Genomic DNA, 24,019 nt, shown 5'->3' with positions numbered 1-24,019 from the left:
GAAGCATATGATTCAAATCGTAATTCTATTTTTCGGTCTGGTGATGATAAGTGGTTGCGCCACGATGAATGATCTTTTGGCATCGCTTGATGGCAAAGACGAAGCGCCAAAATTAGAAAATATCAAAACAGCTCCAAAATACTCTGATAACCAAAACATGGGTGTACCGACGGATCGCCAATACAAACGCATGAATCGTCAGCGCATGGAAGAAGAAGCTGATTTGGGCGCAAATGCAGGTTCAACATGGGTGATGGAAGGCCAGGGCGCTTATCTGTTCGCGCAAAACAAAATGCGCACAGAGGGTGATTTGCTTAACGTGAAACTGGATGGCCCGGCCATGAAACAAGTCGAAACAAAAGTTTCTGTGATCAAAAAACTTTTGAAACAGCTTGAAGAACAACAGCAACAACAAAACTTGAATAACTCTTTGGCTTCAGCGGGTGATACTCGTGCTCCAGCATCAGCAGATGGCGCGGCAGCAAAGGCAGCGGAACCAAAGAAAGAAGAAAAAGAAGAGAAGGAAGACTTGTCTGACGTGGCAAATGTTCCAACTCGTATCGTAGAAAAGCTTCCGGATGGAAATTACCGCATCAAAGGTCAACAGCCTTTCATGATCGGAAAACGTGAATATAAAGTCATCGTCACAGGCATGATTCGTCCTGAAGATTTCAATGACGAAGGAATCACGTCACAAAAACTTTTGGATCCGCAATATGATGTCGTGAGCATCAGAAAGAATAAGAGCAATGAATAAAATCATCACTTTCTTTGCTGCATTTTTTGCTTTCGCTTTGCTGACAATTGAAACAGCAGAAGCGGCTCGTTTGAAAGATATCGCAAGCATTCGCGGTGTGCGTGAAAATCAACTGGTCGGTTACGGTATCGTAGTTGGTTTGAAAGGTACAGGCGACGGTAAAAATGAATTCATGAGCAAGAGCATGGTGCGTATGCTCGATAAACTCGGAATGAAATTGGACTCGCCAGAGTTTGGTTCTAAAAACGTCGCGGCCGTTATTATCACCGCAACGATGCCTGCCTTTGGTAAAGCGGGAAATCCAATTGATGTCACAGTCAGCGCAATTGGTGAAGCGTCTTCGCTTGCCGGGGGTACGCTTCTGCAAGCACCACTTCGTGCCGCGAATGAACAAGTATTCGCAGTAGCTCAAGGAAGTGTTGTGATTGGCAGTGATGGTAAAGAAACTCACGGCACCAATGGCAGAATTCCAAACGGTGCGATTATCGAACGTGATATGACAGCAGATTTTGCGACTCGCAAAATGTATCGTCTGACATTGATCAATCCTGACTTCACAACAGCAGCGCGCTCGGTGCTGACGATCAATCGTGAATTAGGTGGTCACTATGCTTCAGCAAAAGACGCAGGAACAATTGATATCATCACACCATTTGCCTATGAAAATCGTGGTGTTGAATTGCTTGCAACCATTGAAGCAATTGAAATCAATCCTGACATGAAAGCACGTGTTGTGATCAATGAAAAAACCGGCACGATTGTGATCGGTGATAAAGTGAAAATTTCGAAAGTCGCTATCTCTCACGGCTCTCTGTCGGTGAAAGTTGGCGAAGGAAAAAAAGCAAGCGAAGACAAAGTTGCTTTACTTGAATCAGGTGTCAGTGTCGGTGAACTTGTGCAAGCTCTGAACAAATTAGGAGTCTCGCCTAAGGACCTGATTACTATACTTCAGTCCATCAAAACTGCAGGAGCTCTGCATGGAGAACTCGAAGTATTATGAAATTTTTGTTTCATAATGACACAACGTTTAATAACATAGATTTATATGTCTCGGACACAAGGATGTGTTTGGGGCGCGGGGAGGGTGAGGAAGAGATCGCGAACCATGGATGGTCAAGAGTCAAAAGTTTCTCGCAGGAAACAGGAGCAATAGGTCAGCAAGCACCAAGGATTGGTGAAGACGAGCCGAAGCTACACTCTCAGAGTCAAGTGCAGGATGCACATGATTCTCCGACTCAACTCCCCTTTTTTTCTTCCTCTTTAATTTCTAAGATTTCGGTTGTGCGACGGGATGCAGAGTTTCTCTCTGCTGCCTCATCGCTTCGGACAGTCCTCGCGATTGTCGATTCTGTATTTGCATCGGTGTTTTCTTTTTTTAGTTTTCTGAGTGCTAATGCACTTCTTTCGTTTCGCTGCGGAACTTGCGCTGAGGCAGCAGAGAGAAACTCTGCAACCCTTCGTTCAACAATTCTAGCAAGCAATGATGTAGAGACGGGTAGTCTCGCTTCGCTCGCCTTGGGGGCTTTGTTATGTCTGGCATGATGAAGATGGGACCTCGATTTATGGGGCGGCCTGTGGAAACTAAGACTCCGGATCAGAAGCTTCGTGAGGTTTCTGATATGTATGAGAAGCATTTTCTTCGTGAGATGATGAAGGCTATGCGTTCTACTGTGCATGAAGGTGGATTCATTCAGTCGAATCAGGCGGAGAAAATTTTTAAAGAGCAGTTGGATGACCACTATGTTGAGAAGTGGGGAGAAAAAGGTGGGATTGGTTTGTCTAATTTGATTTATGATCAATTAGTTGACCGATATGGGGCGCAGCTTGGTTTGAAGAAACCTGTGCAAAAACCGCAAGGTCCGATCTCGCTTGATGAGAAGAGTAATTATACGGGGCATGCGTTTCGGCATCCTGGGAAAAAGGATGCGCTTTCTTATCGCTTTGACAATAAAGCGCAAGAGGCTGCTGACGTGAAAGCCCCTTGGGATGGGGTTCTCGCGGAAAAGAAAAATCTTTCTGATAATCAAACTCTTGTGGAGATTGAGCACGACAATGGTCTTAAAAGCCAGATGGTGTTTAATGGTTCTGCGGCCCAAGTAAAACCCGGGCAAAAGCTGCAAGCTGGCGAGACCCTTGGGGTTTTAAGTCCAGAGGCGAAAACACTCTACTGGACAGTCGAAGGACAGAAGGAAGCTGGACCAGAAAGTGTCTCAGAATGATTTGGTGGAACTGTCCCATTGTGATACTATAAGAAGAATATAAGAGTGTTTTCTAACACTCGATTCAGTGCTAGGAATGTGCTGAGAAAGTTGGAGGCGTAAATGAAAATCACGCATAACAAAGTCGGACAAAATCTGAACTTGGTAGATTCTGCAAAGCAAGATCGCGCTGCAGGTGTGACGAGTAAAGCCACAGAAAATTCGAAAGGTATCGACAAAGCAGATCTTCTAAAAAATTCTGCGTTGGGAACTGATGCTTCGAAAGTTGAATTGTCTCCAAAAGCGCAAGAAGCAAAACGCATCAAAGAAATTGCTATGCAAACTCCTGATGTGGATGAAGCGAAAGTTGCGAAATTTAGAAAACTCATCGACGAAGGAAACTACAAAGTCGACGCGAAAGCGATCGCCGACAAAATGGTCGATGAGCACCTAGAGTTTTAATTTACTGAAAACGGCCGAGGGATTTGTCGTTTTAAAAACTTAAATCGAGTGCAGTATGTGCTCGTCAGTCAAGGATGATGAATATGGACGGAACAGTTGAAAGAGCGTTCCAGAAGCTCGAAGCTAATCTCGAAGAGCTAACAAAAGCTTACCGTGCCCTTCTCGATGTTGTTCGCAAAGAAAAAGAAATTTTGCTAGCGGCAGATCGCGAAGCTCTTGAAGAAAATAACAAAATCAAAGAAGACATTCTTTTCAAATTGCGTGCGCAAGATTCTTTGCGTTCGCGCTACGCTTCGGATCTTGCGACATTGGTTCACGCTGATGCGGCAAATCCTCGTTTGCTTGAGCTTGCACAAAAGTTGGCAGGCACTCCAGCGGCGGATCGTTTGCGCACCCAACACGCGGCTCTTGATATTTTAATTAAACGAATCACCGAAATTAACAAAGAAAACGAAGAATACGCAAAGTCTGCTTTGAACACTCTGAATGGCGCTCTTGAGAACATCAAGGACACACTCAGTGGCAAAAAGACTTATGAGAAAAAAGGCCAATACAAACAAGGCCCGCAAGTCTCTGGTAACTTCGTAAGTAAAGAAGCCTAAGGCGTAAAGGCGCGGGCACAGGATGTGCTCTCGCTCAGGACGAAGGGGACAGGATGTCTAAAATTTCGGCCATGATGGATACCGGTAAGCGCTCGCTGATGAATTCTCAAACAGCGTTGCAAACTGTCGGTCATAACATCGCCAATAAGACTACGGAAGGTTTCTCGCGCCAACGCGTGGAGCTTTTGTCCAATACTCCAATCACTGAAGGAAATTTGCAAATCGGTATGGGTGCCCGTGCCGGTGTCGTGACTCGCGTGAACAACCCTTGGTTGGAAAAACAAATCCAACGTGAAGGCATGAGTATGGGATATGAAGATTCCCGCGCTGATGCCATGGGACGAGTTGAGCAAATTTATAATGAACAAACGAATAAAGGTCTGAACCAATACGTGACAGAGTTCTTTAACTCGTTCCGTGAGCTTTCAAATAATCCAGAGAGTTTGGCTTCGCGTACAATGGTTCGCGAAACCGCTGGTGCGATGACTAAAGATTTCGGTCGTCTCTCAGAACAACTTCGTGGTGTTCAAGCCGACCTTGACGGTCAAATCAAAACATCCGTTGACGAGATCAATCAGATCACCAAAGAAATTGCCTCTTTGAATGAAAAAGTTCAAACGATCGAAGTTCAAAAAGTTCCAGCCAATGACGAACGCGATCGCCGTGATTTATTGCTCAAAAAATTGGGCGAAAAAATTGATATCACTTGGGCGGAAGGTAAAGATGGTCTGGTGACGGTGACAGCAGGTCGCACGGCGATCCTGGTTTCTGGAACCGGCTCTTCCGAACTAAAAGCACAAACCACAGATGCCCGTGACCGCGTTGAAGTTTTCTTTGATGGGACAGGTGGATCACCTGCGAATATCACAGATCAAATTACCGGTGGCCGTATCGGTGGTGCTTTGCAAGTTCGTGACCGTGTAATCGAAGACCTTTTAGGTCACGTTGATAAAATGGCCTATACATTGGCTAAAGAAGTCAATGCAGCCCACATCGAAGGTTACGATAAAAATGGCAGAACGGGAGTTCTGTTCTTTGAAATGCCAGACACTGTAAAAGGTGCGGCGTCTTCGATGGCTTTGAATAAAACTATTTACAATGACGTCGGTCGTATCGCGGCAGCATCCAAACCAAATGCTCCTGGTGATAATACAGTGGCCAACGTGATCTCTTCACTTCAATCACGTCAAGTGATGGATGGTGGAACATCGACGATTGATGACTATTACAACACGCAAGTGGGTCAGGTCGGTGCGTTGACTCAAAGAGCGATCAAAGCTCAAGAGTCGCAAAAGAATATGATGAGTCAGCTCACAAACATCCGCGAAAGTATCAGCGGTGTGAGTCTGGATGAAGAGACAACGAAAATGATCGAATTCCAAAAAGCTTACGATGCCTCAGCTCGTCTGATCCGTACAGCTGATGAGATGTTCGACACAGTATTGAATTTGAAACGATTATAGTTGGCGGAAGCCGGTAGAGTGTAGCGGGCTGGGCCTGCGGAACTGAAGCAGAGGGATAGAAAGTGCGCGTAGCAGATAAAATGCAATTTAATCAGGTAAACCAGAATCTGACGAAGAATCGTTCAGAGATGGCTGATTTGCAGAATCAGGCTGCGACTCAAAAACGCATCAATAAACCTTCTGATGATCCTCTCGCTTCCGCACGTGTTCTTGCAGCTCGGACTGAAGAACGCGGCAATCAACAGTTCATCAAAAATATAAATAACGCCAAAGCCTTCTTGGAATTCTCGGATCAGTCTTTGGGAGAACTTTCCGATATCCTCGTTCGTGCCAAAGAACTTGCGATCAGCCAATCCAATGATGCCAGCGGTAATGCGGAAACTCGCATGGTCACGGCTTCAGAGATTGAGCAGATTTACAATCAGTCGATTCAGATCGGAAATCGCAAGCTCGGTGAAAGATATATCTTCGGCGGTTACAGCACACAAAAAACTCCATTTGATCACAACGGAAATTATTCCGGTGACGATGGCGATATGAAAATCCAAACGCAAAAAGATTCTTTTGTGGCGATGAACCTTGCCGGCAATAAAGTCTTTTTGGGACGTGGATTAGGTGGCGACGGAATCGTACGTGCTCGTTACGAAACGCCGACGACAGTTGAAGCTCTTAAAGATTTAAAAGTTGAAGAACAAGAACGAGAGCGGACCAACCGCGAGATCGAAGAAAACTATATCGAAACTCGTGGTCCTGCTTCTCTTCGTATAAATAGCCCAACAGGTAAGCAAGACCCGGTGACGGGTGGTGCCGGTATTAATATTTTCTCGACCCTTAAGGATTTGCAGATTTCTCTGACAACAAACGACAAAGAAGGGGTGCAATCTGCCCTGGATTCGTTGGATCAGGCGATTTCTCAGGTCGTTCTGTCTCGTGCAGAGGTTGGGTCCAGAATCATGGCCGTAAATAACACCATGGACTCCCTGCAAAAGGCAGTCGTGGATAACAAGGTAACGGCTTCCCAACTGGAAGATGCCGATGCCTTTCAGGTGATTTCTGATATCAATAAGTCCGATAGCGCCCTTAAGGCGACCCTCGAAACGTCTGGAAAGCTTATTCAGCGCAGCCTTCTTGACTTTCTAAGATAAAAATAATACCTACAGTTCCGCCAAATTTTACCGATAACGACTGCAGCAAAAGGAGTTGTCATGCTGGTTCTCACACGGAAGTTGGGTGAAAGCATCGCTATCGATGACCACATCAAGATTAGAGTAGTACAAATTAAGGGTAAGCAAGTTCGTTTAGGCATTGAAGCGCCCAAAGACACCAAAATCCATCGTGAAGAAGTGTACGCAGCCATTCAAGATCAGAATCAGCAATCTGCCTCTGTTCCAGCCGACAAAACTCGCAATCTAGCGAAGCTTTTAAAACCATAAAGCGTTGCAGCTAAATCCGTCCAGAAGGGCCACCAGGGCCCTTTTTGATTCGCGTCATTACCTCAAAATTCGATTGTTTCTCCCTAGATTTAGGTCCAGATTTATAGATGTACTCACCCGAAGAGCGTCTTGGCGTGTCTAAATTAAGGGTGAATCCTATTGGGGAGGGTGAATGATCATTTCCACATCACGATTCGGCCAAGTTGAGCTGAAGCAAGAAGATGTTCTGACGTTTCCAGAAGGCCTTTTGGGTTTCGCGGATTTGCGCCAGTTCGCACTTCTTGATGATCCAAGTGATGAGATCTTCGCGTGGTTGCAAAGCTGCGAATCTCCGCACATCGCTTTCCCAGTTCTTGAACCAGAGCTTTTCTCTGCTCAGTACAAAGTGAATTTGACGAAAGGTGATTTGGAAGCGCTTAAACTTCCAAACCAAGAAGCCGCTCGTTATTTCTCAATCGTGACTATTCCAGATGATCCAACACAAATGACTGCGAACTTGAAAGCTCCAGTTGTTGTGAACGTTGCAGCTCGTATTGCACGCCAATGCGTTCTTCAAGACAACAGCTTGGCAATCCGTGAGCCTATCTTCACGAAGCTTCAACAGCGTGTGGTTCAAAACCCTGCGGTTGCGATCAAAAATCAATCTAAAGGCATCGACGTCGCAACAAAATTGCACGTAGTAAAAGACGCCGAACTCTAGAAGGTTCCTGGTACCTAATTCAGTCTATAGAGCGTTAAATTAAAGCCCACTGAGTAAGTGGGCTTTTTCTTTGTATCATTCAAAGTATCTCGATAAATCAGTTTTTTCGCGTTAGAGTTTTTTGTGGCTTTAGGAACATCATTGCTTCTGTTATCTGCAGTTTTGCATGCGGCTTGGAATGCCCTCGCGAAAGCAAGCAAAGACAAAGAAGCTTTTCTATTTTTAACGATTTTTATAAGCGGTCTGATCACGTTTGCAATGGTCTTTTTGGTCGATGGTGGATTTCAGATGGGATCTTCGACCGTCGTGGGCATTGGCATTCTTTCCGGAATCTTTGAAGGACTGTACTTCATCACACTGGGGCGTGCCCTTCGAGAAAGTTCACTGGGTCAATCCTATGCAATCATGCGTGGCGGAGCGATGGTCTTTGTGTGGTTCATTTCATCGTTCTTCCTTGGCGAAACGGCGAAGTCTTATCACTACCTTGGCGCACTGATTATTCTGGGCGGAATTTTTGTTCTGAATACTCCCGGGAAGAGGAAGACTGAGGGTGCTCGCAAAATATCTCCTTTCGGAAATAATAAATGGTCTTATTGGAGTGCTGTCTTTATCGCGGGTTATCACCTTTGTTATCATCAAGCGCTGGTTCGTGAAGCTCATCCCCGTTCGCTATTTTGTATTGCGATGCTGGTGTCGTTACCGTTTTTGTTTTGGAGTTTGGGTAGAAAGCCATTTGCAAGAATTATCGGAACGTGGAATGTTTCGAAGTGGCGAGCGATTCTTACCGGACTCGGTGCGACGGCGTCTTTTCTGATTTTCCTCTTCGGACTGCAGCACTCAGCTCCGGGCTTTGCTATTTCACTTAGAAACTCATCTATTTTCTTTGCGCTGATTTTTTCTTTCTTCCTCCGGGAATCGCTGACTCGCGTTCAGATCATTGGCGCGATCACAGTCGGAGTTGGAACCTTTGTTCTGAGCATTTAAAAATATTCAATTGAGTGGCCACTGTGACAGGCCTCTTGCTTTTAGCCACGGTGATACTTTTTCTACGAGTGGGTAGGTGACTAAAACTCCGCCCATCCAATCGACAAGATTCACAAAAAGATAAGTGGGAATAAATTCATCGTGACCGTAGCGACCGACGGCCACGAACTGTGCAAAGATTAAATAATTGCAGATAATGTTTGGAAGCAAAATCACCCAAAAGAAGAATGTAAAAAACTGCACGTAGGCCGTTCGCGGTTCATTGCGAGTAAAGGCCACGAAGAGAAAGTATCCCATAAAAGCCTTGGTCGTGGAAATCACTGCAAACAAAGGTGTAAGAACCCACATCGAAGTTCCCGACAGCGAAGCTGTGAGCATTTCCGCCAGAAAGTAAGCTGGAATAATTCGCGGACCCCACCAGAAAAACAAAGCGGAGCCGATGAGGTGTGGAAGGTAAATATAGTGAACGCCAGCTCTCTGGAAGGTGAATTGCGAAATAATTTTAGATGATAGAATTATCAGAAATGGTAGCCACCAGGTCCATGAGGGGAGTTTTGTTTTTGTCACTCTTCCAAGTTATCGGTTCGTGATATCAAGAGCAAGGCTGTGTATAATTACAAAAAGTCCATTACCTAGGCGCGAGTGGCTTCGCGCCATTTCCGTGCAAGTTGCGCGGCACTTTGTGGCTGCGAAATTCCCGCGTAAATCTTTTGATCGAAGTACAGACTAATGTCCTCCAGAGCTGGAGCTAACTTCGGAACTTCGCGGCGAAGTCGAGCAAGATATTGCAGAGGAGGCTCATCCGTATGTTGAGGAAAATGATTCAGCCGTCCCCATTCTGCAATCTGAGAAAATAACAACTGATCTTCATTTTGCAAACGCTTACTGCGGAAAAGACTTCGGAATAGCAGAAAGCACAACGCCAGGATACAAATAAATCCTATTGAGATTTGCAATTTGGCGTCGGCGAGCTGACTCCAAAAACCTTGTTGCGCGCCTCTGTCGAAATCTAAAAGGAAGTACGTCCAACGGTAATTTAAATCTTCAGCTAAAAAAGTAATACGATCCCAGATCAAAGAACTATCAGCATTGGGGCGCCATTTTACACTTCGGGCGAATGCTTTTTGATCTTCTTCCGACATGCTAAAGAATTCATCCGCTCCGATGGCAAGACGTAAAGGTGCCACCCAAGATGTGGGGTCGACTCTTTGCCAGACGCCTTTTAAGTAAATCTCAACCCACGCATGCGCGTCTTTCTGTGAGATCTTCCAGAAATCCCCCAGCGGGTTGTAACGACCGCCTTGATATCCAATCACGACCCGAGTGGGAATTCCTAAAGCACGCGCCAGAGTGGCGTAAGATCCAGCAAAGTGCTCACAGAAACCTTTTCTTCTAAAAAACAAAAACGCTTCCAAGTCATTCGCATCAGTTCCATAAACGCCGGGACTTAATGTGTAAGTAAAATCATTATCGGCATAAAAGGCTTTAAGGGCTTCGGCGCGTTCTTCAAGGGTTGCATTCGCTGCTTTGGTTTTTTCAACCCACTCACTCACACGCTTACTGAGTTTCGGAACTTCCATATATTCTTGGTCCGGAACTTCGGTGTCAGGTTTTGTCGACCAAGCGCCTCTGTAAACAGTCGTTGCCATTAACGGACGTGAGGCACGAAAGATGTCGGATCGAAGCGGCAAAACAGTTCCCGATTCCAAACGAACGGCGTGGGTTCCATCGAGAGTAAATAAGAACAACGAGGCTTGCGGCTCTAAAGCGACTTCATACAAGAGCCCATCAAACTTTCGCGGATTATCGGCCAAAATCATTCGCGTCGGGCGCCAGCTAAGACCTTTCGATTGTGTGAGCACCGAACCGCGCCAATACATTTCGTTTGAATTCACCAATGGGAGTTCTGAGAGTTTAGCACGAAATGCGACATTCGTCGTTGAGGCAATTTCAGCGATACGTCCCGGATTGAGTTCGTCACTGAATCCAATTTGACCGTAGTTTCCCCCACGAGACATCGCCCAGGGCAGTACCAGACGCGGAAAAGCAAAGAATAAGATCAGAGCAAGAGGGGCCGAAAGCAAAAATATTTTCGCGAGCACGCGTCCTCGTTGCGGCAGTTGATCTGGTAAAAGTGAATACCACAGCCCCGCAAACGCCAAACCTGAAGGAACGATCCAGTAAATGTCCAAACTAAAAAGAGCTTTGATCGATATAAGGACAAATCCCAGCAGCACAACGAATTTATGATCGCGATCATTGGAGTAATCCATAATTCGCAAACCAGAGAGGCCTAGCAAAAATGTATAAGAAGGTTCTTGGCCAATCAGCGTGCGATATTGAATGAGAACTTGCACCAAAATAACAACGCTCAGAATACTGGTGAATTTTCTAGAAAGAGGTTTCCAATGGAGGTTTTCTACGCCCCATTTCCAGATAATAAGGCCCACGGCCAAAAAAGCCATCCACGGAGAAACTTCAAGGGCCACAAGAACCATCGCACAGATAAAAGAGAGCGCTAAAGATTTCTGTTCAAAGAACTTACGATTCATCTTAAGTCCTTTTCTGGAAGAAGAGCCAAGATCCCCAAGCACTCGCGCCAATGGTTAAGTCCTTTTCCGGCCGCTACTTCTTGTTTGCCGGCTAATAAAGAATAACTGTGCCCGCTGCGCTCGGCTTCATCCACCCACAAAGCCAATTGTGAAATGCGGTCCTCGTAGTTCGTTAACTGGGCAGTTTGATCCCAATGAAAATGCAGAGTGGGTTTTTCCGGTTCTTCGTAGTTCTTCACAAGTAATTCTTGGCGACGAGCACTGGCCTTCCAATCAATTTTACTAACTGGATCGGCTGTTTGAAATTCACGATGGTCGCGGAAGAGTCCTTGTTTTTGCAAATCTTCACCACCAACAGAGTCTTGCGGGAAAATGCGTGTGCCTTCACGAGATGGATAAATCAAAATTTCGGCATCAAACTTAAATACCTTCCACGCGCGTAGCAGTCCAAATGGAAAAGTACTTTCTAAAATAAAACGGGGAAGCTTTTGCAGCCCGCGATGAGGTGACATAAAATCGAGACGCACTTCTTTGGAAGTGAAAGCCGCCACCGGAGTTTTTTTGGTCTTCACATCTGTTTTTTCCAGGCGTGCTTCCATATCCCAAGAAGGAGCGCTATCGTTATTATGAAATTCAAGAAGCAAAGATCCTTCTTCGGTAGCGAAAAGATCTTGACCCTTGATTGTGATAATTTCCACGCGTTGCACATTGCGGTTGGTGATGAGCATTCCGGTGAAACCAACAGATGTCAGAAAGAAAACGAAAATATAAATCAAGTTGTTGGCGTAACCAACGGCCATGAAAAACAAAACGAGTGTCATAATCCCGAAGGCCAAGCCAAAACGGGAGGGAATGATATAAGTTCTTTTTCTTCTCTTAAACAGGGACTGGAGTCGATTTCTGAAGGGCTGTTGCCCATTCACGGCCGCGTTTAATGCCATGATTGCCTCCTAGTCGATGTCCAAGTACGGGAATTAAAACTTGTTGCACGTCTTCGGGTCTTAAATAATCGCGACCTTCAAGGAAGGCCCAAGCTTTGGCAGCTTTCATCAAAGCCATTCCTCCACGAGTAGAAAGCGGCGCTCCTTCAAATCCGGTGCGACGAGATCTTTCTAAAAGGTCCGCAACATAATTTGCCACGGGTGTAGAGACTTTTACTTTCTCAACTGTCAGCAGAGCTTCTTCGATTTCTGCTTCGCTGAAAAGTGACTGGAGATTTTGCAGCAGGCGGCGCGGATCTTCGCCTTGAAGCAAGCGCACCTCTGTTGTTTTCGAGGCATGATGCAGTTCCAAACTCATCAAAAAACGATCGAGCTGACTTTCAGGAAGCGGGAAGGTTCCTGTTTGCTGGTGTGGATTTTGAGTCGCGATAACATAGAAAGGTTTTGGCAAAGGCCAAGTCACACCATCAACTGAAACTTCGCGTTCTTCCATCGCTTGCAAGAGAGCACTTTGCGTGCGGGGGCTGGCGCGATTGAGTTCATCGGCCATCACCAGTTGCGCGAACAAGGGACCGGGATGAAAAATAAATTTATGCTCTTGTGGATGAAAGATCTGTCCGCCGATCACGTCTGCGGGCAAAAGATCAATTGTAAATTGGATACGACGGCTTTTTAGACCTGTGAGTTTTGAAAGAACTTGCACCAAAGTTGTTTTGCCAACCCCAGGAAGATCTTCAATCAGCAAATGACCACCAGCCAGCAGGCAAGTAATCGCCAAACGAATTTCGGCATCTTTATCAAGAACGACTTTAGAAGCTTCGGTGATCAGATCATGAAATTTTTTATTCATAATCTTAGGATAGGATAAGGACCAGCTTGCAAACTAGTCCTACTGCATTGTTCTATTCAACAACTTCGATCTGAGGCAGAGATTTCTCTGTTTTGGCTCCTAAACGCTTCAAATCTTCGACTTGATCGATCAAGTTTCCACGTCCTTCAGAAACTTTCTTTAAAACGTCCTCATGGGCTTTTTGGGCAGCCCCTAGTTTTTCCCCTAAGTTTTGCAGGTCTTTTAACAAACCAGCGAACTTTTCGTAAAGAAGGCCGCCACGCTTAGCGATCTCAAGAGCATTTTTCTCTTGGCGATCTTGTTTCCATAACGCTGCCACCGTACGAAGTGTTGCCAGCAATGTTGTCGGGCTGACGATCGCCACATTTTTTTCCCAAGCGTATTGGAAAAGTTCAGGCTTTAATTTGAATGCCAAAGCAAACGCCGGCTCAAGCGGCATAAATAGAATCACAAAGTCTGGAGACAATAATTTATCAGCGGCATGATACTTTTTCTCTGACAATCCATCGATGTGTTTTTTCAAAGACTCAACATGCAAACGACCAAAGCGTTCTTGGTCTTCATGACCTTCTGATGAAGAGTATTGTTCGTAAGCGAGCAAAGTCATTTTGGAGTCGACGATGATGTGTTTTTCATCTGGCAAATGCACGATCACGTCAGGGCGAAGAATCTGACCATCTTCACCACGCAAATCCAAATCTGTTCCTTGGATCGTGTACTCTTCGCCTTTACGCAGGCCCGAGCGTTCCAAGATATTTTCCAGAATCAATTCACCCCAGTTACCTTGAGTTTTCACTTCACCTTTAAGGGCACGAGTCAGGTTTTGGGCTTCTGCGGACATGACCTTATTAAGCTCCATCATTTTACCCAGTTCGCCGCGCAAAATACCGCGCTCGGAACGTTCTGTCGCATAAGCTTCTTCGACTTTTTTCTCAAAATCTTTGATGCGTTCTTTGAGTGGCTCAAGAACCGCCGCGATATTTTTATGATTTTGATCGGCAAATTTTGTGGACTTTTCTTCAAAGATTTTTTGCGCCAAAACTTCAAACTGCATGTTCATGCGTTTTGAGAGTTCATCTTGTTGTTTTTGCGCTTCCGAAACGGCCTGTTTCTGATCTTGCAAGCTTTGGGTAAGAAGGTCGTTCTTTAACTCAAACGCTTGGAGGTCGGCTTGCAGTTGTGCTTTCTCTGCAAGTGATTGAGCTTTCATACGGAAATAAACGATAAGACCCGTTGCGACGCCGCCCAGAATAAAAGCTAAGATTGAATACCCATTCACGTTAGGCCTCCCATGAAACCCATTTTTTGCCTTTAGAATTGCTTTTGGTCACGCGAAAAACGGTGTATGATGCGCCCATGAGTCAAATTAAAAGTATTCTTCTCGCATTCCGCCCAAAAACCCTCACTGCAGCCCTGGTTCCATGTTTGGCCGGGACGGCATTGGTGAAAGCCATGGGGCTTTCTTGGGACGGAGCTGTTCTGTTTTACGCTCTCGCGGCGGCTTTTCTGATTCAGATCGGAACTAATTTTGTTAATGATGCTGTGGATTTTAAAAAAGGCGCTGATACGGAAAAACGCATTGGTCCTCAGCGCATCACTCAAGCAGGAATTCTTTCGGCAGGAAAAGTGATGGCATTGGGAACTGTGTTCTTTGCTCTCGCGATTCTTTGCGGGATTCCGTTGGTGATCAAAGGCGGACCTGTGATCGTGGCAATCGGTTTGGCATCGGTGGCAATGGGTTACGCTTATACTGCAGGGCCCTTCCCTTTGGCTTACTTGGGCTTGGGCGATTTGTTTGTGATCTTGTTTTTTGGATTGTTGGCTGTAATGGGAATTGTTTTCCTCAACACAGGGACATGGCTGACGGAAGCTTTTGTCCTAGGATTACAAATCGGTTTGCACGCAACAGTGCTGATTGCGATTAATAACCTGCGAGATCGTGAAACAGATAAGTTGGTGAATAAAAAAACCTTGGCTGTTCGTGGTGGCGTGAAGTTTTCTCGCTGGGAAATCGCAACTCTTTGCTTTGCTCCGTTTCTTTTGAATCTTTACTGGTGGTTTGAAGGGTACAAAATTGCAGCAGTTTTATCATTGTTCGCATTGCCACTGGCAGTGAAAGTAACTAAGAATATATTTAAGACCGAACCAAGCGCGGCTTATAACAAATTCCTCGCGCAATCTGCAGGTTTACATTTGGTGTTCGGAATACTCATCTCCATAGGATTTATGATCGGGTGATTAAATTATTCCACAGCCCTTATTCACTAAGACCTCTTTCTTCCTTAAACGCGGCAACTCCGCAAAAGGAGCGTAAGGGGACTTTATTGAAGGTGCGTTGGGATGATGGATTGCAAGGGTACGCCGATCTGCACCCGTGGCCTGAACTTGGGGATCAACCTCTAGATTTTCATATCAAAGAATTGCAAGAAGGACGAATCACAGCTTTGGTGGAACAAAGCATGTGGCTGGCCCACAGAGATGCGACATTGCGATCTCAGAGAAAGAATTTCTTTGATGATGGCGTTCCGCTTAAAAATAATTTCACTGTCACACAAGCTCACAAGGTTGGACCAAATCTTGTTGATGAAATCAAAAGAGAAGGTTTTAGTAGCGTGAAGGTCAAAGTGGGCCGCAACTTTCACCAGGAAGTCGGATTTTTAAATCATCTAGCGGCCTCCAATCTTTTTATCCGTTTAGATTTCAATGCTCAGGGAAATTGGCAAACTTTTGAAAAGTACATTTCGAATTTGTCGTCAGAGGTAAAAGCTTTTATCGAATACGTCGAAGATCCATTTCCATTTGATGAACGCGAATGGAAAGATGCTTGTACTCTGGCGCCGATCGCTCTTGATAATGAATACCACAAAGTCCCTTGGCATCGAATTATCAATCCACCATTTGACGTCATGGTGGTAAAGCCCGCACGCGTAGATGTGAAAAAAGCGGTGGATTTCTGTCGGAAATGGGATTTGAAAATGACCGTGACAAGTTCGATGGATCATCCCGTCGGCGTGGCTCACGCGGTCAGTGTGGCCATGGAGCTTAAAAAAGATCATGGTGATATGATTCTTGATGCCGGATGCATGACTCATCGTCTGTATCAAAAGGATCTTTTTGTAAATGAGCTTTTGACTCAAGGACCTTATTTTACCAAAGGCCGCGGATGGGGAGTCGGATTCGATAAAATTCTTCAGGTACTGCCATGGCATATGCTTCGCGAATCTTAGATCTTGATTCAACCGAAAATATTTTACTTTTAAATCCTCGGTGGCCATCGGATGACGCTCAAAAACTGCGCGCGCTCAGCGAGGCCGCGCAAAAAGATTTAAATCTCCAAGGTCATGTGTGGATTGCAACTTCAGGTTCGACAGCGGACTCGGTAGCAAATAATAAACTCGTCGCTCTTTCAAGAAAAGCCCTGGTGGCTTCAGCAAAATCTGTGAATGAGTTTTTGCAAAGTACGGCCGCTGATAAATGGACTCAAGTTCTGCCTTCGTTTCATGTCGGTGGTTTAGGAATTGAAATTCGTGCAGCTTTAATTGGCGCAAAGGTCGTTCCTGCACTGTTGGATGGTAAATGGGATGTCACTCATTTCTATCAAGTTCTTTCCTCTGAAAAATGCACACTCTCAGCTTTAGTTCCCACTCAGGTTTATGATTTGGTGATGAGTAAGTTCAAAGCTCCGCCGGAATTACGCGCCATTGTTGTGGGTGGTGGAGCCTTGGACGTGAATTTGTATAAGCAAGCACGTGATCTTGGCTGGCCTTTGCTTCCCAGTTACGGAATGACTGAGACCGCTTCACAAATTGCAACGGCCTCTCTGAGCTCCCTTCAGCAAACCGAGTTTCCTGATATTGAATTGTTGTCCCACGCCAAAGCCCGTCGCAATACTCAGGGATTTTTGGAAGTGCAGGCTGAATCTTTATTCACTTGTTATGCGCAAAATCAAACGGATGGTCCTCGTTGGTGGAACCCCAAACAAGATGGTTGGTTCGTCAGTGAAGACAAAGGTGATGTGCAAGGGCGGGTTTTGATTATTGAAGGTCGCAGCAAAGACTATATCAAGATCGGTGGTGAAGGCACGAATATGGCTCGCCTTCGTTTGATTATGGATCAGTGCATCCGTGAGTTGATGCCCAAGGCTGCGATGCAAGTGACATTATTAGAAGTACCGTCAGCACGCTTGGGACACGAAATACATTTGGCCAGTTGCTTGAATCAAAGTGACAGCGAGATTTTAGCCCAGGCCTACGCTCAAAGAGTATTGCCATTTGAAAAGGTCCGCTCCATTCATTTAGTTCCCGAGATTCCTCGCAGCGATTTAGGAAAGATCCTTTGGCAGCCCCTGAGAAGAATGTGTAAGATTGAATCCTAGTCGGAGTCCAAGATGAAAAAAGAAGAAAATCCGTGGAGTGAAGGCATTCTGCTTATTTGTACAAAGTGTTCTAAATCTATTTCTGCTTCTGAATTAAAAGAAGAAGGAAATGCAGGTGAGAACTTGAAGATGTTTCTGAAGAAAAGCCTTAAAGATAGCGGCGACGGGAAAAAAATCCGCGTTGTCACTTCAAGCTGCCTCGACGTTTGCATCGATGACTTCCAAGCTGTGACCTACGCTTCCACAGCGGGCACAACAGAGACTATGATTCTTCACCCTGAAAAAGAAAAAGAGGAACTCCTTGAGTTCCTCAAATCCAAAGTGCGCGGTTACTAACCGGGCTGGCAGTCCTATAACTTAAGGGCCTGGGATCACAGGGTAAGTGACGCCGCCTATGTAAGGCACGTTAGCCGGTGGTGTCGATGTTTGAAATACCTGGAAGTTATACTGTTGAGGCGTGCTGTTAGCTTTAATCCAATAGTTGAAGACACCTGTTGAGGACACGCCCGGTCCAATTGACATTCCTAAGTTTCCGACAACTTCGTTACCTGCCGAACAAGAAGAATCTGAATACAGAGTGTACTCAAATGGTGCTGTCACGGACATGGTGATTGTGTAGCCAAGGGTATTTGCATAGTAATATCCACCAATATAGTCGGTGAGTTTCACTTCAATTGTTGCCGCTACACAGGCTGGGGATACCGGATAAGAAAGCGACGTCGCATTGCCGTTGATCAGCAAGGCAAATGATGTCGGTTTGTCGTCAATTGTAAATGTTCGAGCAGGGGTGTTAATTCCGGCAGACGAGAGTGTCACTGTCTGAGTAGAGCCCGGTGTGCCCGTGGTACGATACCAGACTTCAGTTGTAGAGCCTGTCATTGCAATTGCTGAAATCGGAGTTGTTTGGGTATCGCAACTCGATTGGCTTGCAAAGAGTTGCGAAACTGCTGACGACGGAGTCAATGTCACAGTTGCTGTACTAGAGGTTAAAGTTCCTTTGTTGTTAAATGCAGATAGGTTCATGCGTGTGCAGTATCCGCGTTGCACCGTCATAGGACCGGTTAAATCAATATGTGTCACTGTGCTATTTCCAGAGCGATCGATTTCAATCTTATGCGGAATATCGTCAAAAGTTCCGCCACCAAGGCTTGGCCCCGCAAGAGTATGCGTAATCGTGAAAGCTAAATTATCTGTGCTGACTTCGCTACCGACATATTTAAAATAAAACTGTCCATTTGCTTGATAGCCTGAAATCGTTGTGACCGAAGTTGTACAGCTAGAGTCAGCAAAGAACAACAACTTGCTCGCATTTGTTCCTGATACCACCGGCGTAATAGTGTCGGAACCCGAAAGATTGACCATGTTGCCGTTGTAAAAACGAGCGTTGAAATTGATCGGTGTACACATATTAGATGCCACGCGGTTAAATGAATGAGTGGAGAACCAGAAGCGGCTTCCTGAAGCATCACGGAGAGTGACAGGAGTGTAGCTTGATGTAGGCGTCGTGAGGTTCACGCCGCTGGAACGGAAGTAAATCACGCCATCGATAGGTGCATCTGGGAATCTATAATAAACTTGAATGCCGTTTTGTGAAGCGGGAATAGAGAATATATTCTGGGCGTTGGTTCCAGCTTGGCAATCCGCCATCGTCAAATAAGCGTCAATCTGCGAGTAAACTGTCGAGTCGACCTTTTTATCAATGCTAAAGTTTACCACTTTGCCTGCGCCCGCATAGTTACCGTTTGCATCACGAAGGCTTGCCATAAAATATTCACATTGAGTCGCGCCAGCGAAGTTATCTGGCCAGTATTTTTGGAGTACAACTTGAGTTGCAGGGCCTGAGTTTCCGGTGCCGCCATCTAACTTCGGATCTTTCAAAGTCAATGTGTGTGTGTCACCCACAATGGTACTGCCACGGAGATAGATATAGTTGACGTCCGCATCGGCAGCGATACCCCAAGACGTCATGTCACCTTCAGTTAAATAGAAATCAAATGTCCCATCGCCCTGACAGCTCAAGTCATTTGTTTCCGAGCCAGCTAATGTCGTGCCTGTGTAGTTGGGGATTGATGGAATTGAATACCAAGTTTTGTTATCAAAGCTAATCGATAAATCGCCAACGCGAACGCTGCAAGTTCCTTGAATACGCACATAGTTGTTCGCATTGAAATCCTGATCAAAAGGACTTGTACCTTTTAATTGAGGAGCAGCCATTTTTTTCCCCAGCTCGCTCAACGAAACCTCAGGCTCTTTACAGCCTGATAAAACGACAAGGCCAGAGAAAATTAAAATGAGAAGGCGATAACAAGTAACGTTCTTCATATGCTTACTTTTCGACAGGACCACCGTTGGTCTTAAGACTCAGAACGAGATTATTTCGGGCTCTGAGTTTTCTGTAAGATCGGCGAATTAATTCGAGAAAGTGATGCGGAAATGTCGCGGCGAAAAAGTGAGCGCATGTTTTAAAATGGGACATTTTAGTCTTTATCTGGATTTATTTGAATTTCTTGTCACAAAGAACCCGGATTGCTCCTAGTAGTCGATGCGAGTTTTAAACTTCGAAAGGACAGACCATGGATCAAATTAAAGAATGGGGCATTATTCTTGTTGCCGCAGTGATGCTGTTAATCGCCTCCGGTACTCAGGCTTTTGCTAAAGAGTCTTTGCAAATCGTCCCAACGCCAAAGGTGTGCATGGTTACCAACATGGTCTTCCCGCGTGATCAGATTCGTGTGGATTACGGTGGAAAAGCTTATTACGGTTGCTGTGAAAATTGTAAAAAGACTTTGTCAGAAGATGCAGCTTCTCGTCGCGCCGTAGATCCAGTGTCGGGAAAATCCATTGATAAAGCTTCAGCTGTCATCGCGGCTCGCGCGGATGGCTCTGTGATTTATTTTGAAAACAAAGCCAGTTTTAATCGTTACGTGAAGAGCAAATAGTCAGGAACGGCCGGTTTCTTTGCTATCGACATTCGAAGTTCGGGTTGCTCTGAAGCTGGGTCAGGAAATCTTGTAAACTGACGTTGCGGCAGCGAACGAATTTATTAGCATTACGAACGCCGATATAACGCCAGTGCCACGGTTCGAATATATAACCTGTGCGAGGATCAGGGTCTCCTGGTTGCTGAGCCGTTCCTCGCGGATAGCTAAGTACAAAACCAAACTTGTAAGCATTCATTCGCAACCAGCGATAACTGTCGGTGTTTTGCATGTCGTACACCAGTTGATAACCTATGCCTGGAATATCCGTCACAAGATCTGCAGCAGTTCCCAATTGATGTTCGCTTTCCCCCGGCAACGCAGATCGTGTGTTGACCCGACGAATGGCATCCTGAATGTTAACTGCGCCTGCTTGCATCTCTTTATTTAGCTTTTGTTTGAAGACCGAACATTGAGTTTTAAAAGGTCGGAAAGCAGAGTGAATGAAAAGTTCAATGCCGTCGCGTTTCGCATCGTCAATTAAACTCAAGAGTGCTTTCAGCGACTCCGGGGCCATGTAAATGTATTCATTGTTTTGTACAAGGGCTTCGCGGAATACGGGAGTGATGTATTCGTACGGGATGGGCTCTGCTGCGGGATCGGGTTGATAAGAGGCAGGCAGGCCTATGTTTTTGCCGACAGGTGAAAGATCATGAGCATGATTTCCATCGACACTGCGGTTGAGTCGGATGTCTTCAACCACGCAGTCAGCAGAGTCTGCCCAAGCAGAACTCGCAAAGGACACCAAAGTAAGGGAAATAAGCAAAAATCTTCTCATAAACACCACGAGCGCGGTGCTGCCAGAGTCGTACCAGAATCAAGTGCCGGTTTAAGGATTATAGAGGGAAAAGAGGTGTCAACACTGTAGACAAGTGCCGTATTTCCCCCAAAAAAAATTGGCCATGAAGCGATTTAGAACCCGCAACCGACCGTGCCACGAATGTGCGGCTGAAAAATATCGTAAATTGATGCATTGATGGAGGTGATTCGCGCGATTTCAGTGCTGTCTAAGTTGGCCTGTATCAGTTTAGCTGTTGTGATGCGAACATGGTTTCGCATGGGATCTTCGGGCCGTTCTATTGAGTTCCAGGTGTTGGTCACGATTGCAAATGACGGCAATTCTTGTGACGTGAAGTCGGGTTGAGAGGTGCGTGTTGAGTCGAACAATCCATTTGCTGCGTAATTATCTTTGAGATTCAGATTGGCAAGGGGAGAGTACAAATCTGCGTAAGGCTCTCCGTTTCGACCCAGAATAAAATTGAATGCGAGTGTGACGTTTGTCGGTGCGATAGTATCGTTGGTGACAGAGGCGGCGGCATCGGCCCCGATGTTCCAAGTGAGCTTGTTATTCACGAAAGTGTTCATAGCAATTTTTGTGTCTTTGACTGGAAAGTAATAATTGGCTTCTGGATTGTTCGTTCCCATTGGCAAAACAAGGGCTGAGTTTTTTGACATGTCGGCCGGGCTGCCTGGGTTTGTGTCTTGGATATGATTGCCGATGATCAAGTTGCCTTCATGTATGGCTCGAATTCCCCCACTTCCGGATTTGTTCATTCCTAAAATATAGTTAGCTTCTATCAATGTTCGGCCCGCGCTTCGAACGCAGATCGAACCTTTATTATTGCGAAAGGTATTAAAACGTATCGTATTGTCCCAGGACTTCACAGAAATTGTTTCGATTTCACCGTCGGCATTTTCTACAAGGTTATTTTCGAAAATAGATTTCGAGGAGGAGTACGTGTCGGCTCCTGTTCCAATACGAAGAACTTCATTTCCATTAGCACCTGATGCATAGACCTGATCCAGGAATTCATTGTTGTAAATTCTCGCTTTGTCCTCGACTCCATCGGTGCGCCAGATGACGATAAAATGTCCTGGGTTGTTGCGACCAATAAATGTATTGTGTGAAATTTCGTTCCCGACTCCCGCTGTGCCCAATGTATCAAACTCCTCAAGTGGAGTTGCGCCGGGATCGAAAGCAAGATTTGAATTATCCACTTTGTTGTATCTAAGAGCGCAAGAGTTGCATTTCAAAGAGTAGCTTGTTGGGATATTGAGCTCGGTTGGAGTAATAATTGAACTCGTGCCAGTTCTGCCTAGAAATAATAACGATGAACCCATCACTCCGGATGTCACCGTTGGCTTCACATTTTGAAAGCGAATGCCGGAAAATATAACGTAAGAACCCCAGATGTAGATTTCTGTTGATCCTGTAAAAACAACTCCACCTGGTGTTGCCGCTTCAATAATAACAGGCTTGTTGGGTTCTCCCACTCCGCCAATGTAGAGCTTTCCTACGTTATCATAAGTGCCGTTTGCTAAAGTCAGGCGACTGCCTGCGGGTAAACCGACCCATCGATTGCTGTCACCTGCATCAATAATTCCATTATTATTGGTGTCTGCTTTTTTGTAGAATGTGGTTTTGAAATTGGCAGATGTTGTCGCAGATAAAGTATTTGTTACCGCCCACTGTGACTGATCTCCGTCAATGGGACTTACATACGTCGGGCGCTGAAAATTGACTGCTTTCGTTGTCAGATCGAAGGTGGGAGTCTCTGATTCAAGAAGGCCGACTTTTACTTTGATTTTGGCAGCCGTGCCCGGAGTTGTTACTTCAAGCTGATTCCATTCAATCATTCCATCGGTCACGGTTGGCGTGATGTTATGAAGTGTCCCGTTGCTGCCAATGAGCTCGATTGAAATATCGGCGGGATTGGAAACTGTTTCGCCCGTATTATCTAAAACACGGACTTTGAGTGACGGACTCAAAGAAGTAAATGTGGACTGGGACTGTTGTGGCGCCTGGACTATTTCTAGATACGCCGGCAACCCTTCGGATTTTTCGATACTACTTAACACTTCGGTCAAAGACGAATTTGTACAGCCGATAAAACTGGTTGCCATTGTAATGAGAGATATATATTTCCACTTTGTTTTCCGAATGTTCACCATGTCTGTCTTTTCGGTACGAAGAAGAAATTCTTTCAGAGATTTTTTTAGAGTAAACTTTCAAAAAAAATTGGTGACCATAAATATTGATGGCGCGTTTGCAATGCAAAGGGCGCAAGATCCTCAGAGGAGAATTCAGGGCCACTACAGTGATTTGTAGACTGTGGAGTCCCATGTTCCCTGAATATTTAAAAGGAGATAGTAAATATTATTTATGAAATTGAATCGTTGATCCGAGTTATTTCTGCGAAAGCAGAGAGAGGGGCGGCGATGTCAGTGGACTCCGTAAAAGGGCTATTTTCCCCAGCCCTTTTCGCTTTCGATTTGTTCACGCAGTTGTTGTTCAATGCGCTCAGCAGGAATCACAGCGCCGCGACCGACACCGGGGCAGAATGCTTTGACGTCTTTTGCCCAACTTTTTGCATTCATCACTTCAGGCCAGAACGGCCAAGTACGGCACTGGGTGGGGCGTGCTTCGTACACGCCACATGCTTTGCCTTTTAAAAACATGCAATCGGTGTTTTTTGGGTCTTCTTTAAGATGCCAGATGCCGCCGGTTTTTTCGCAGTATCTGCGAGTAAACGTCGATGTGGAAATTTTTAAGTGTTTCGCGAAACGTTGGCGATCTTCCAAAGACAAATAAACAAAACCAAATTCGCCATGCGATGTGCAACATTTGCCCGAGCCTGTACATTCAAAGCGTACACCCTCGCGCCACCATTCTTTTCCCGTGAACTTAAATTCTTCCATTGGGGGGACTTTACGGTGTCAGAGC

Annotated in this window: 24 protein-coding genes; 15 read left to right on the top strand and 9 right to left on the bottom strand. The window is 45.5% G+C overall.

Going from position 1 to position 24,019, the window contains the following annotated elements; translation table 11 throughout:
- Positions 1 to 7 precede the first annotated feature (7 nt).
- From ACLWOR_RS04715 to ACLWOR_RS04670, 10 genes are all read left to right on the top strand, one after another.
- Entirely contained in the window at positions 8 to 757 is a 750-nt protein-coding gene (locus ACLWOR_RS04715; protein WP_413939521.1) for a flagellar basal body L-ring protein FlgH, read from the top strand.
- On the top strand, positions 750 to 1,757 hold the full coding sequence (locus ACLWOR_RS04710) for a flagellar basal body P-ring protein FlgI (protein WP_413939520.1): 1,008 nt from the start codon (positions 750 to 752) through the stop codon (positions 1,755 to 1,757). Before ACLWOR_RS04715 ends, ACLWOR_RS04710 begins: the two co-directional genes overlap by 8 nt.
- 529 nt (positions 1,758 to 2,286) lie before the next feature.
- A complete protein-coding gene (locus ACLWOR_RS04705) occupies positions 2,287 to 2,976 on the top strand; it encodes a rod-binding protein (protein ID WP_413939519.1) in 690 nt (229 codons plus the stop codon).
- 102 nt (positions 2,977 to 3,078) lie between these two features.
- The gene (gene flgM / locus ACLWOR_RS04700; protein ID WP_413939518.1) at positions 3,079 to 3,417 is read left to right on the top strand and encodes a flagellar biosynthesis anti-sigma factor FlgM; all 339 of its coding nucleotides are present in this window, start codon (positions 3,079 to 3,081) and stop codon (positions 3,415 to 3,417) included.
- An 83-nt stretch (positions 3,418 to 3,500) separates the two neighbouring features.
- Positions 3,501 to 4,019 carry a flagellar protein FlgN gene (locus ACLWOR_RS04695; protein ID WP_413939517.1) on the top strand — a complete coding sequence of 173 codons (519 nt, stop codon included), beginning with the start codon at positions 3,501 to 3,503 and terminating at the stop codon, positions 4,017 to 4,019.
- Positions 4,020 to 4,072: 53 nt separating this feature from the next.
- Positions 4,073 to 5,482: a flagellar hook-associated protein FlgK gene (flgK, locus tag ACLWOR_RS04690; RefSeq protein WP_413939516.1), complete on the top strand. Its 1,410-nt coding sequence runs from the start codon at positions 4,073 to 4,075 to the stop codon at positions 5,480 to 5,482.
- A 62-nt stretch (positions 5,483 to 5,544) separates the two neighbouring features.
- On the top strand, positions 5,545 to 6,627 hold the full coding sequence (flgL, locus tag ACLWOR_RS04685; RefSeq protein ID WP_413939515.1) for a flagellar hook-associated protein FlgL: 1,083 nt from the start codon (positions 5,545 to 5,547) through the stop codon (positions 6,625 to 6,627).
- Positions 6,628 to 6,687: 60 nt separating this feature from the next.
- Positions 6,688 to 6,915: a carbon storage regulator CsrA gene (csrA, locus tag ACLWOR_RS04680; RefSeq protein WP_413939514.1), complete on the top strand. Its 228-nt coding sequence runs from the start codon at positions 6,688 to 6,690 to the stop codon at positions 6,913 to 6,915.
- A gap of 172 nt (positions 6,916 to 7,087) precedes the next feature.
- The gene (gene fliW / locus ACLWOR_RS04675) at positions 7,088 to 7,615 is read left to right on the top strand and encodes a flagellar assembly protein FliW (protein ID WP_413939513.1); all 528 of its coding nucleotides are present in this window, start codon (positions 7,088 to 7,090) and stop codon (positions 7,613 to 7,615) included.
- A gap of 123 nt (positions 7,616 to 7,738) precedes the next feature.
- On the top strand, positions 7,739 to 8,599 hold the full coding sequence (locus tag ACLWOR_RS04670) for an EamA family transporter (protein WP_413939512.1): 861 nt from the start codon (positions 7,739 to 7,741) through the stop codon (positions 8,597 to 8,599).
- Between the two features lie 6 nt (positions 8,600 to 8,605).
- Here ACLWOR_RS04670 and ACLWOR_RS04665 read toward each other — a convergent pair whose 3' ends face one another.
- The 5 genes from ACLWOR_RS04665 to ACLWOR_RS04645 all read right to left on the bottom strand — a co-directional run bounded on the left by ACLWOR_RS04665 (position 8,606) and on the right by ACLWOR_RS04645 (position 14,221).
- Positions 8,606 to 9,166, bottom strand: coding sequence for a hypothetical protein (locus ACLWOR_RS04665; RefSeq protein ID WP_413939511.1), 561 nt, complete (start codon positions 9,164 to 9,166; stop codon positions 8,606 to 8,608).
- 65 nt (positions 9,167 to 9,231) lie between these two features.
- Entirely contained in the window at positions 9,232 to 11,151 is a 1,920-nt protein-coding gene (locus ACLWOR_RS04660; RefSeq protein ID WP_413939510.1) for a transglutaminaseTgpA domain-containing protein, read from the bottom strand.
- Positions 11,148 to 12,092 carry a DUF58 domain-containing protein gene (locus ACLWOR_RS04655; RefSeq protein ID WP_413939509.1) on the bottom strand — a complete coding sequence of 315 codons (945 nt, stop codon included), beginning with the start codon at positions 12,090 to 12,092 and terminating at the stop codon, positions 11,148 to 11,150. The genes ACLWOR_RS04660 and ACLWOR_RS04655 overlap by 4 nt, the downstream gene beginning before the upstream one ends.
- On the bottom strand, positions 12,028 to 12,942 hold the full coding sequence (locus ACLWOR_RS04650; RefSeq protein WP_413939508.1) for an AAA family ATPase: 915 nt from the start codon (positions 12,940 to 12,942) through the stop codon (positions 12,028 to 12,030). The genes ACLWOR_RS04655 and ACLWOR_RS04650 overlap by 65 nt, the downstream gene beginning before the upstream one ends.
- A gap of 52 nt (positions 12,943 to 12,994) precedes the next feature.
- Positions 12,995 to 14,221: a DNA recombination protein RmuC gene (locus tag ACLWOR_RS04645; protein WP_413939507.1), complete on the bottom strand. Its 1,227-nt coding sequence runs from the start codon at positions 14,219 to 14,221 to the stop codon at positions 12,995 to 12,997.
- A gap of 77 nt (positions 14,222 to 14,298) precedes the next feature.
- On the opposite strand from ACLWOR_RS04645, the gene menA reads away from it, so the two are divergent.
- Genes menA through ACLWOR_RS04625 form a run of 4 tightly spaced genes read left to right on the top strand, consistent with a single transcriptional unit; the run spans position 14,299 to position 17,653 of the window.
- Complete coding sequence (gene menA / locus ACLWOR_RS04640) at positions 14,299 to 15,180, top strand: 1,4-dihydroxy-2-naphthoate octaprenyltransferase (protein ID WP_413939506.1); 882 nt, start codon at positions 14,299 to 14,301, stop codon at positions 15,178 to 15,180.
- On the top strand, positions 15,177 to 16,169 hold the full coding sequence (locus tag ACLWOR_RS04635) for an enolase C-terminal domain-like protein (protein WP_413939505.1): 993 nt from the start codon (positions 15,177 to 15,179) through the stop codon (positions 16,167 to 16,169). Before menA ends, ACLWOR_RS04635 begins: the two co-directional genes overlap by 4 nt.
- Complete coding sequence (locus ACLWOR_RS04630) at positions 16,145 to 17,317, top strand: AMP-binding protein (RefSeq protein WP_413939504.1); 1,173 nt, start codon at positions 16,145 to 16,147, stop codon at positions 17,315 to 17,317. The genes ACLWOR_RS04635 and ACLWOR_RS04630 overlap by 25 nt, the downstream gene beginning before the upstream one ends.
- A 12-nt stretch (positions 17,318 to 17,329) precedes the next feature.
- Positions 17,330 to 17,653 carry a (2Fe-2S) ferredoxin domain-containing protein gene (locus tag ACLWOR_RS04625; RefSeq protein WP_413939503.1) on the top strand — a complete coding sequence of 108 codons (324 nt, stop codon included), beginning with the start codon at positions 17,330 to 17,332 and terminating at the stop codon, positions 17,651 to 17,653.
- 21 nt (positions 17,654 to 17,674) lie between these two features.
- On the opposite strand, the gene ACLWOR_RS04620 is transcribed toward ACLWOR_RS04625, so the two are convergent.
- Entirely contained in the window at positions 17,675 to 19,639 is a 1,965-nt protein-coding gene (locus ACLWOR_RS04620) for a hypothetical protein (RefSeq protein WP_413939502.1), read from the bottom strand.
- Positions 19,640 to 19,890: 251 nt separating this feature from the next.
- Between ACLWOR_RS04620 and ACLWOR_RS04615 the strand changes: the two genes are divergently transcribed.
- Positions 19,891 to 20,256: a hypothetical protein gene (locus tag ACLWOR_RS04615; protein ID WP_413939501.1), complete on the top strand. Its 366-nt coding sequence runs from the start codon at positions 19,891 to 19,893 to the stop codon at positions 20,254 to 20,256.
- A 22-nt stretch (positions 20,257 to 20,278) separates the two neighbouring features.
- On the opposite strand, the gene ACLWOR_RS04610 is transcribed toward ACLWOR_RS04615, so the two are convergent.
- The 3 genes from ACLWOR_RS04610 to ACLWOR_RS04600 all read right to left on the bottom strand — a co-directional run bounded on the left by ACLWOR_RS04610 (position 20,279) and on the right by ACLWOR_RS04600 (position 23,994).
- Positions 20,279 to 21,061: a D-alanyl-D-alanine carboxypeptidase family protein gene (locus ACLWOR_RS04610; protein ID WP_413939500.1), complete on the bottom strand. Its 783-nt coding sequence runs from the start codon at positions 21,059 to 21,061 to the stop codon at positions 20,279 to 20,281.
- A 146-nt stretch (positions 21,062 to 21,207) separates the two neighbouring features.
- A complete protein-coding gene (locus ACLWOR_RS04605) occupies positions 21,208 to 23,199 on the bottom strand; it encodes a chondroitinase-B domain-containing protein (protein WP_413939499.1) in 1,992 nt (663 codons plus the stop codon).
- A 339-nt stretch (positions 23,200 to 23,538) separates the two neighbouring features.
- Positions 23,539 to 23,994 carry a YkgJ family cysteine cluster protein gene (locus tag ACLWOR_RS04600; RefSeq protein ID WP_413939498.1) on the bottom strand — a complete coding sequence of 152 codons (456 nt, stop codon included), beginning with the start codon at positions 23,992 to 23,994 and terminating at the stop codon, positions 23,539 to 23,541.
- Positions 23,995 to 24,019: the final 25 nt, after the last annotated feature.

It is taken from the genome of Bdellovibrio sp. HCB2-146 (genome assembly GCF_047345725.1).
Classification (GTDB): Bacteria; Bdellovibrionota; Bdellovibrionia; order Bdellovibrionales; family Bdellovibrionaceae; genus Bdellovibrio.
This window is presented reverse-complemented; position numbering and strand designations above follow the sequence as displayed.

What these genes read in the sequence shown, in the direction of transcription:
- ACLWOR_RS04620 (WP_413939502.1), bottom strand. Translation starts at nt 19,639, where the DNA reads ATGAAGAACGTTACTTGTTATCGCCTTCTCATTTTAATTTTCTCTGGC.
- menA (WP_413939506.1), top strand. Translation starts at nt 14,299, where the DNA reads ATGAGTCAAATTAAAAGTATTCTTCTCGCATTCCGCCCAAAAACCCTC.
- ACLWOR_RS04705 (WP_413939519.1), top strand. Translation starts at nt 2,287, where the DNA reads ATGTCTGGCATGATGAAGATGGGACCTCGATTTATGGGGCGGCCTGTG.
- ACLWOR_RS04660 (WP_413939510.1), bottom strand. Translation starts at nt 11,151, where the DNA reads ATGAATCGTAAGTTCTTTGAACAGAAATCTTTAGCGCTCTCTTTTATC.
- flgM (WP_413939518.1), top strand. Translation starts at nt 3,079, where the DNA reads ATGAAAATCACGCATAACAAAGTCGGACAAAATCTGAACTTGGTAGAT.
- ACLWOR_RS04625 (WP_413939503.1), top strand. Translation starts at nt 17,330, where the DNA reads ATGAAAAAAGAAGAAAATCCGTGGAGTGAAGGCATTCTGCTTATTTGT.
- ACLWOR_RS04630 (WP_413939504.1), top strand. Translation starts at nt 16,145, where the DNA reads ATGGCATATGCTTCGCGAATCTTAGATCTTGATTCAACCGAAAATATT.
- ACLWOR_RS04695 (WP_413939517.1), top strand. Translation starts at nt 3,501, where the DNA reads ATGGACGGAACAGTTGAAAGAGCGTTCCAGAAGCTCGAAGCTAATCTC.
- ACLWOR_RS04710 (WP_413939520.1), top strand. Translation starts at nt 750, where the DNA reads ATGAATAAAATCATCACTTTCTTTGCTGCATTTTTTGCTTTCGCTTTG.
- flgK (WP_413939516.1), top strand. Translation starts at nt 4,073, where the DNA reads ATGTCTAAAATTTCGGCCATGATGGATACCGGTAAGCGCTCGCTGATG.
- ACLWOR_RS04600 (WP_413939498.1), bottom strand. Translation starts at nt 23,994, where the DNA reads ATGGAAGAATTTAAGTTCACGGGAAAAGAATGGTGGCGCGAGGGTGTA.
- ACLWOR_RS04715 (WP_413939521.1), top strand. Translation starts at nt 8, where the DNA reads ATGATTCAAATCGTAATTCTATTTTTCGGTCTGGTGATGATAAGTGGT.
- ACLWOR_RS04605 (WP_413939499.1), bottom strand. Translation starts at nt 23,199, where the DNA reads ATGGCAACCAGTTTTATCGGCTGTACAAATTCGTCTTTGACCGAAGTG.
- ACLWOR_RS04650 (WP_413939508.1), bottom strand. Translation starts at nt 12,942, where the DNA reads ATGAATAAAAAATTTCATGATCTGATCACCGAAGCTTCTAAAGTCGTT.
- ACLWOR_RS04655 (WP_413939509.1), bottom strand. Translation starts at nt 12,092, where the DNA reads ATGGCATTAAACGCGGCCGTGAATGGGCAACAGCCCTTCAGAAATCGA.
- ACLWOR_RS04615 (WP_413939501.1), top strand. Translation starts at nt 19,891, where the DNA reads ATGGATCAAATTAAAGAATGGGGCATTATTCTTGTTGCCGCAGTGATG.
- fliW (WP_413939513.1), top strand. Translation starts at nt 7,088, where the DNA reads ATGATCATTTCCACATCACGATTCGGCCAAGTTGAGCTGAAGCAAGAA.
- csrA (WP_413939514.1), top strand. Translation starts at nt 6,688, where the DNA reads ATGCTGGTTCTCACACGGAAGTTGGGTGAAAGCATCGCTATCGATGAC.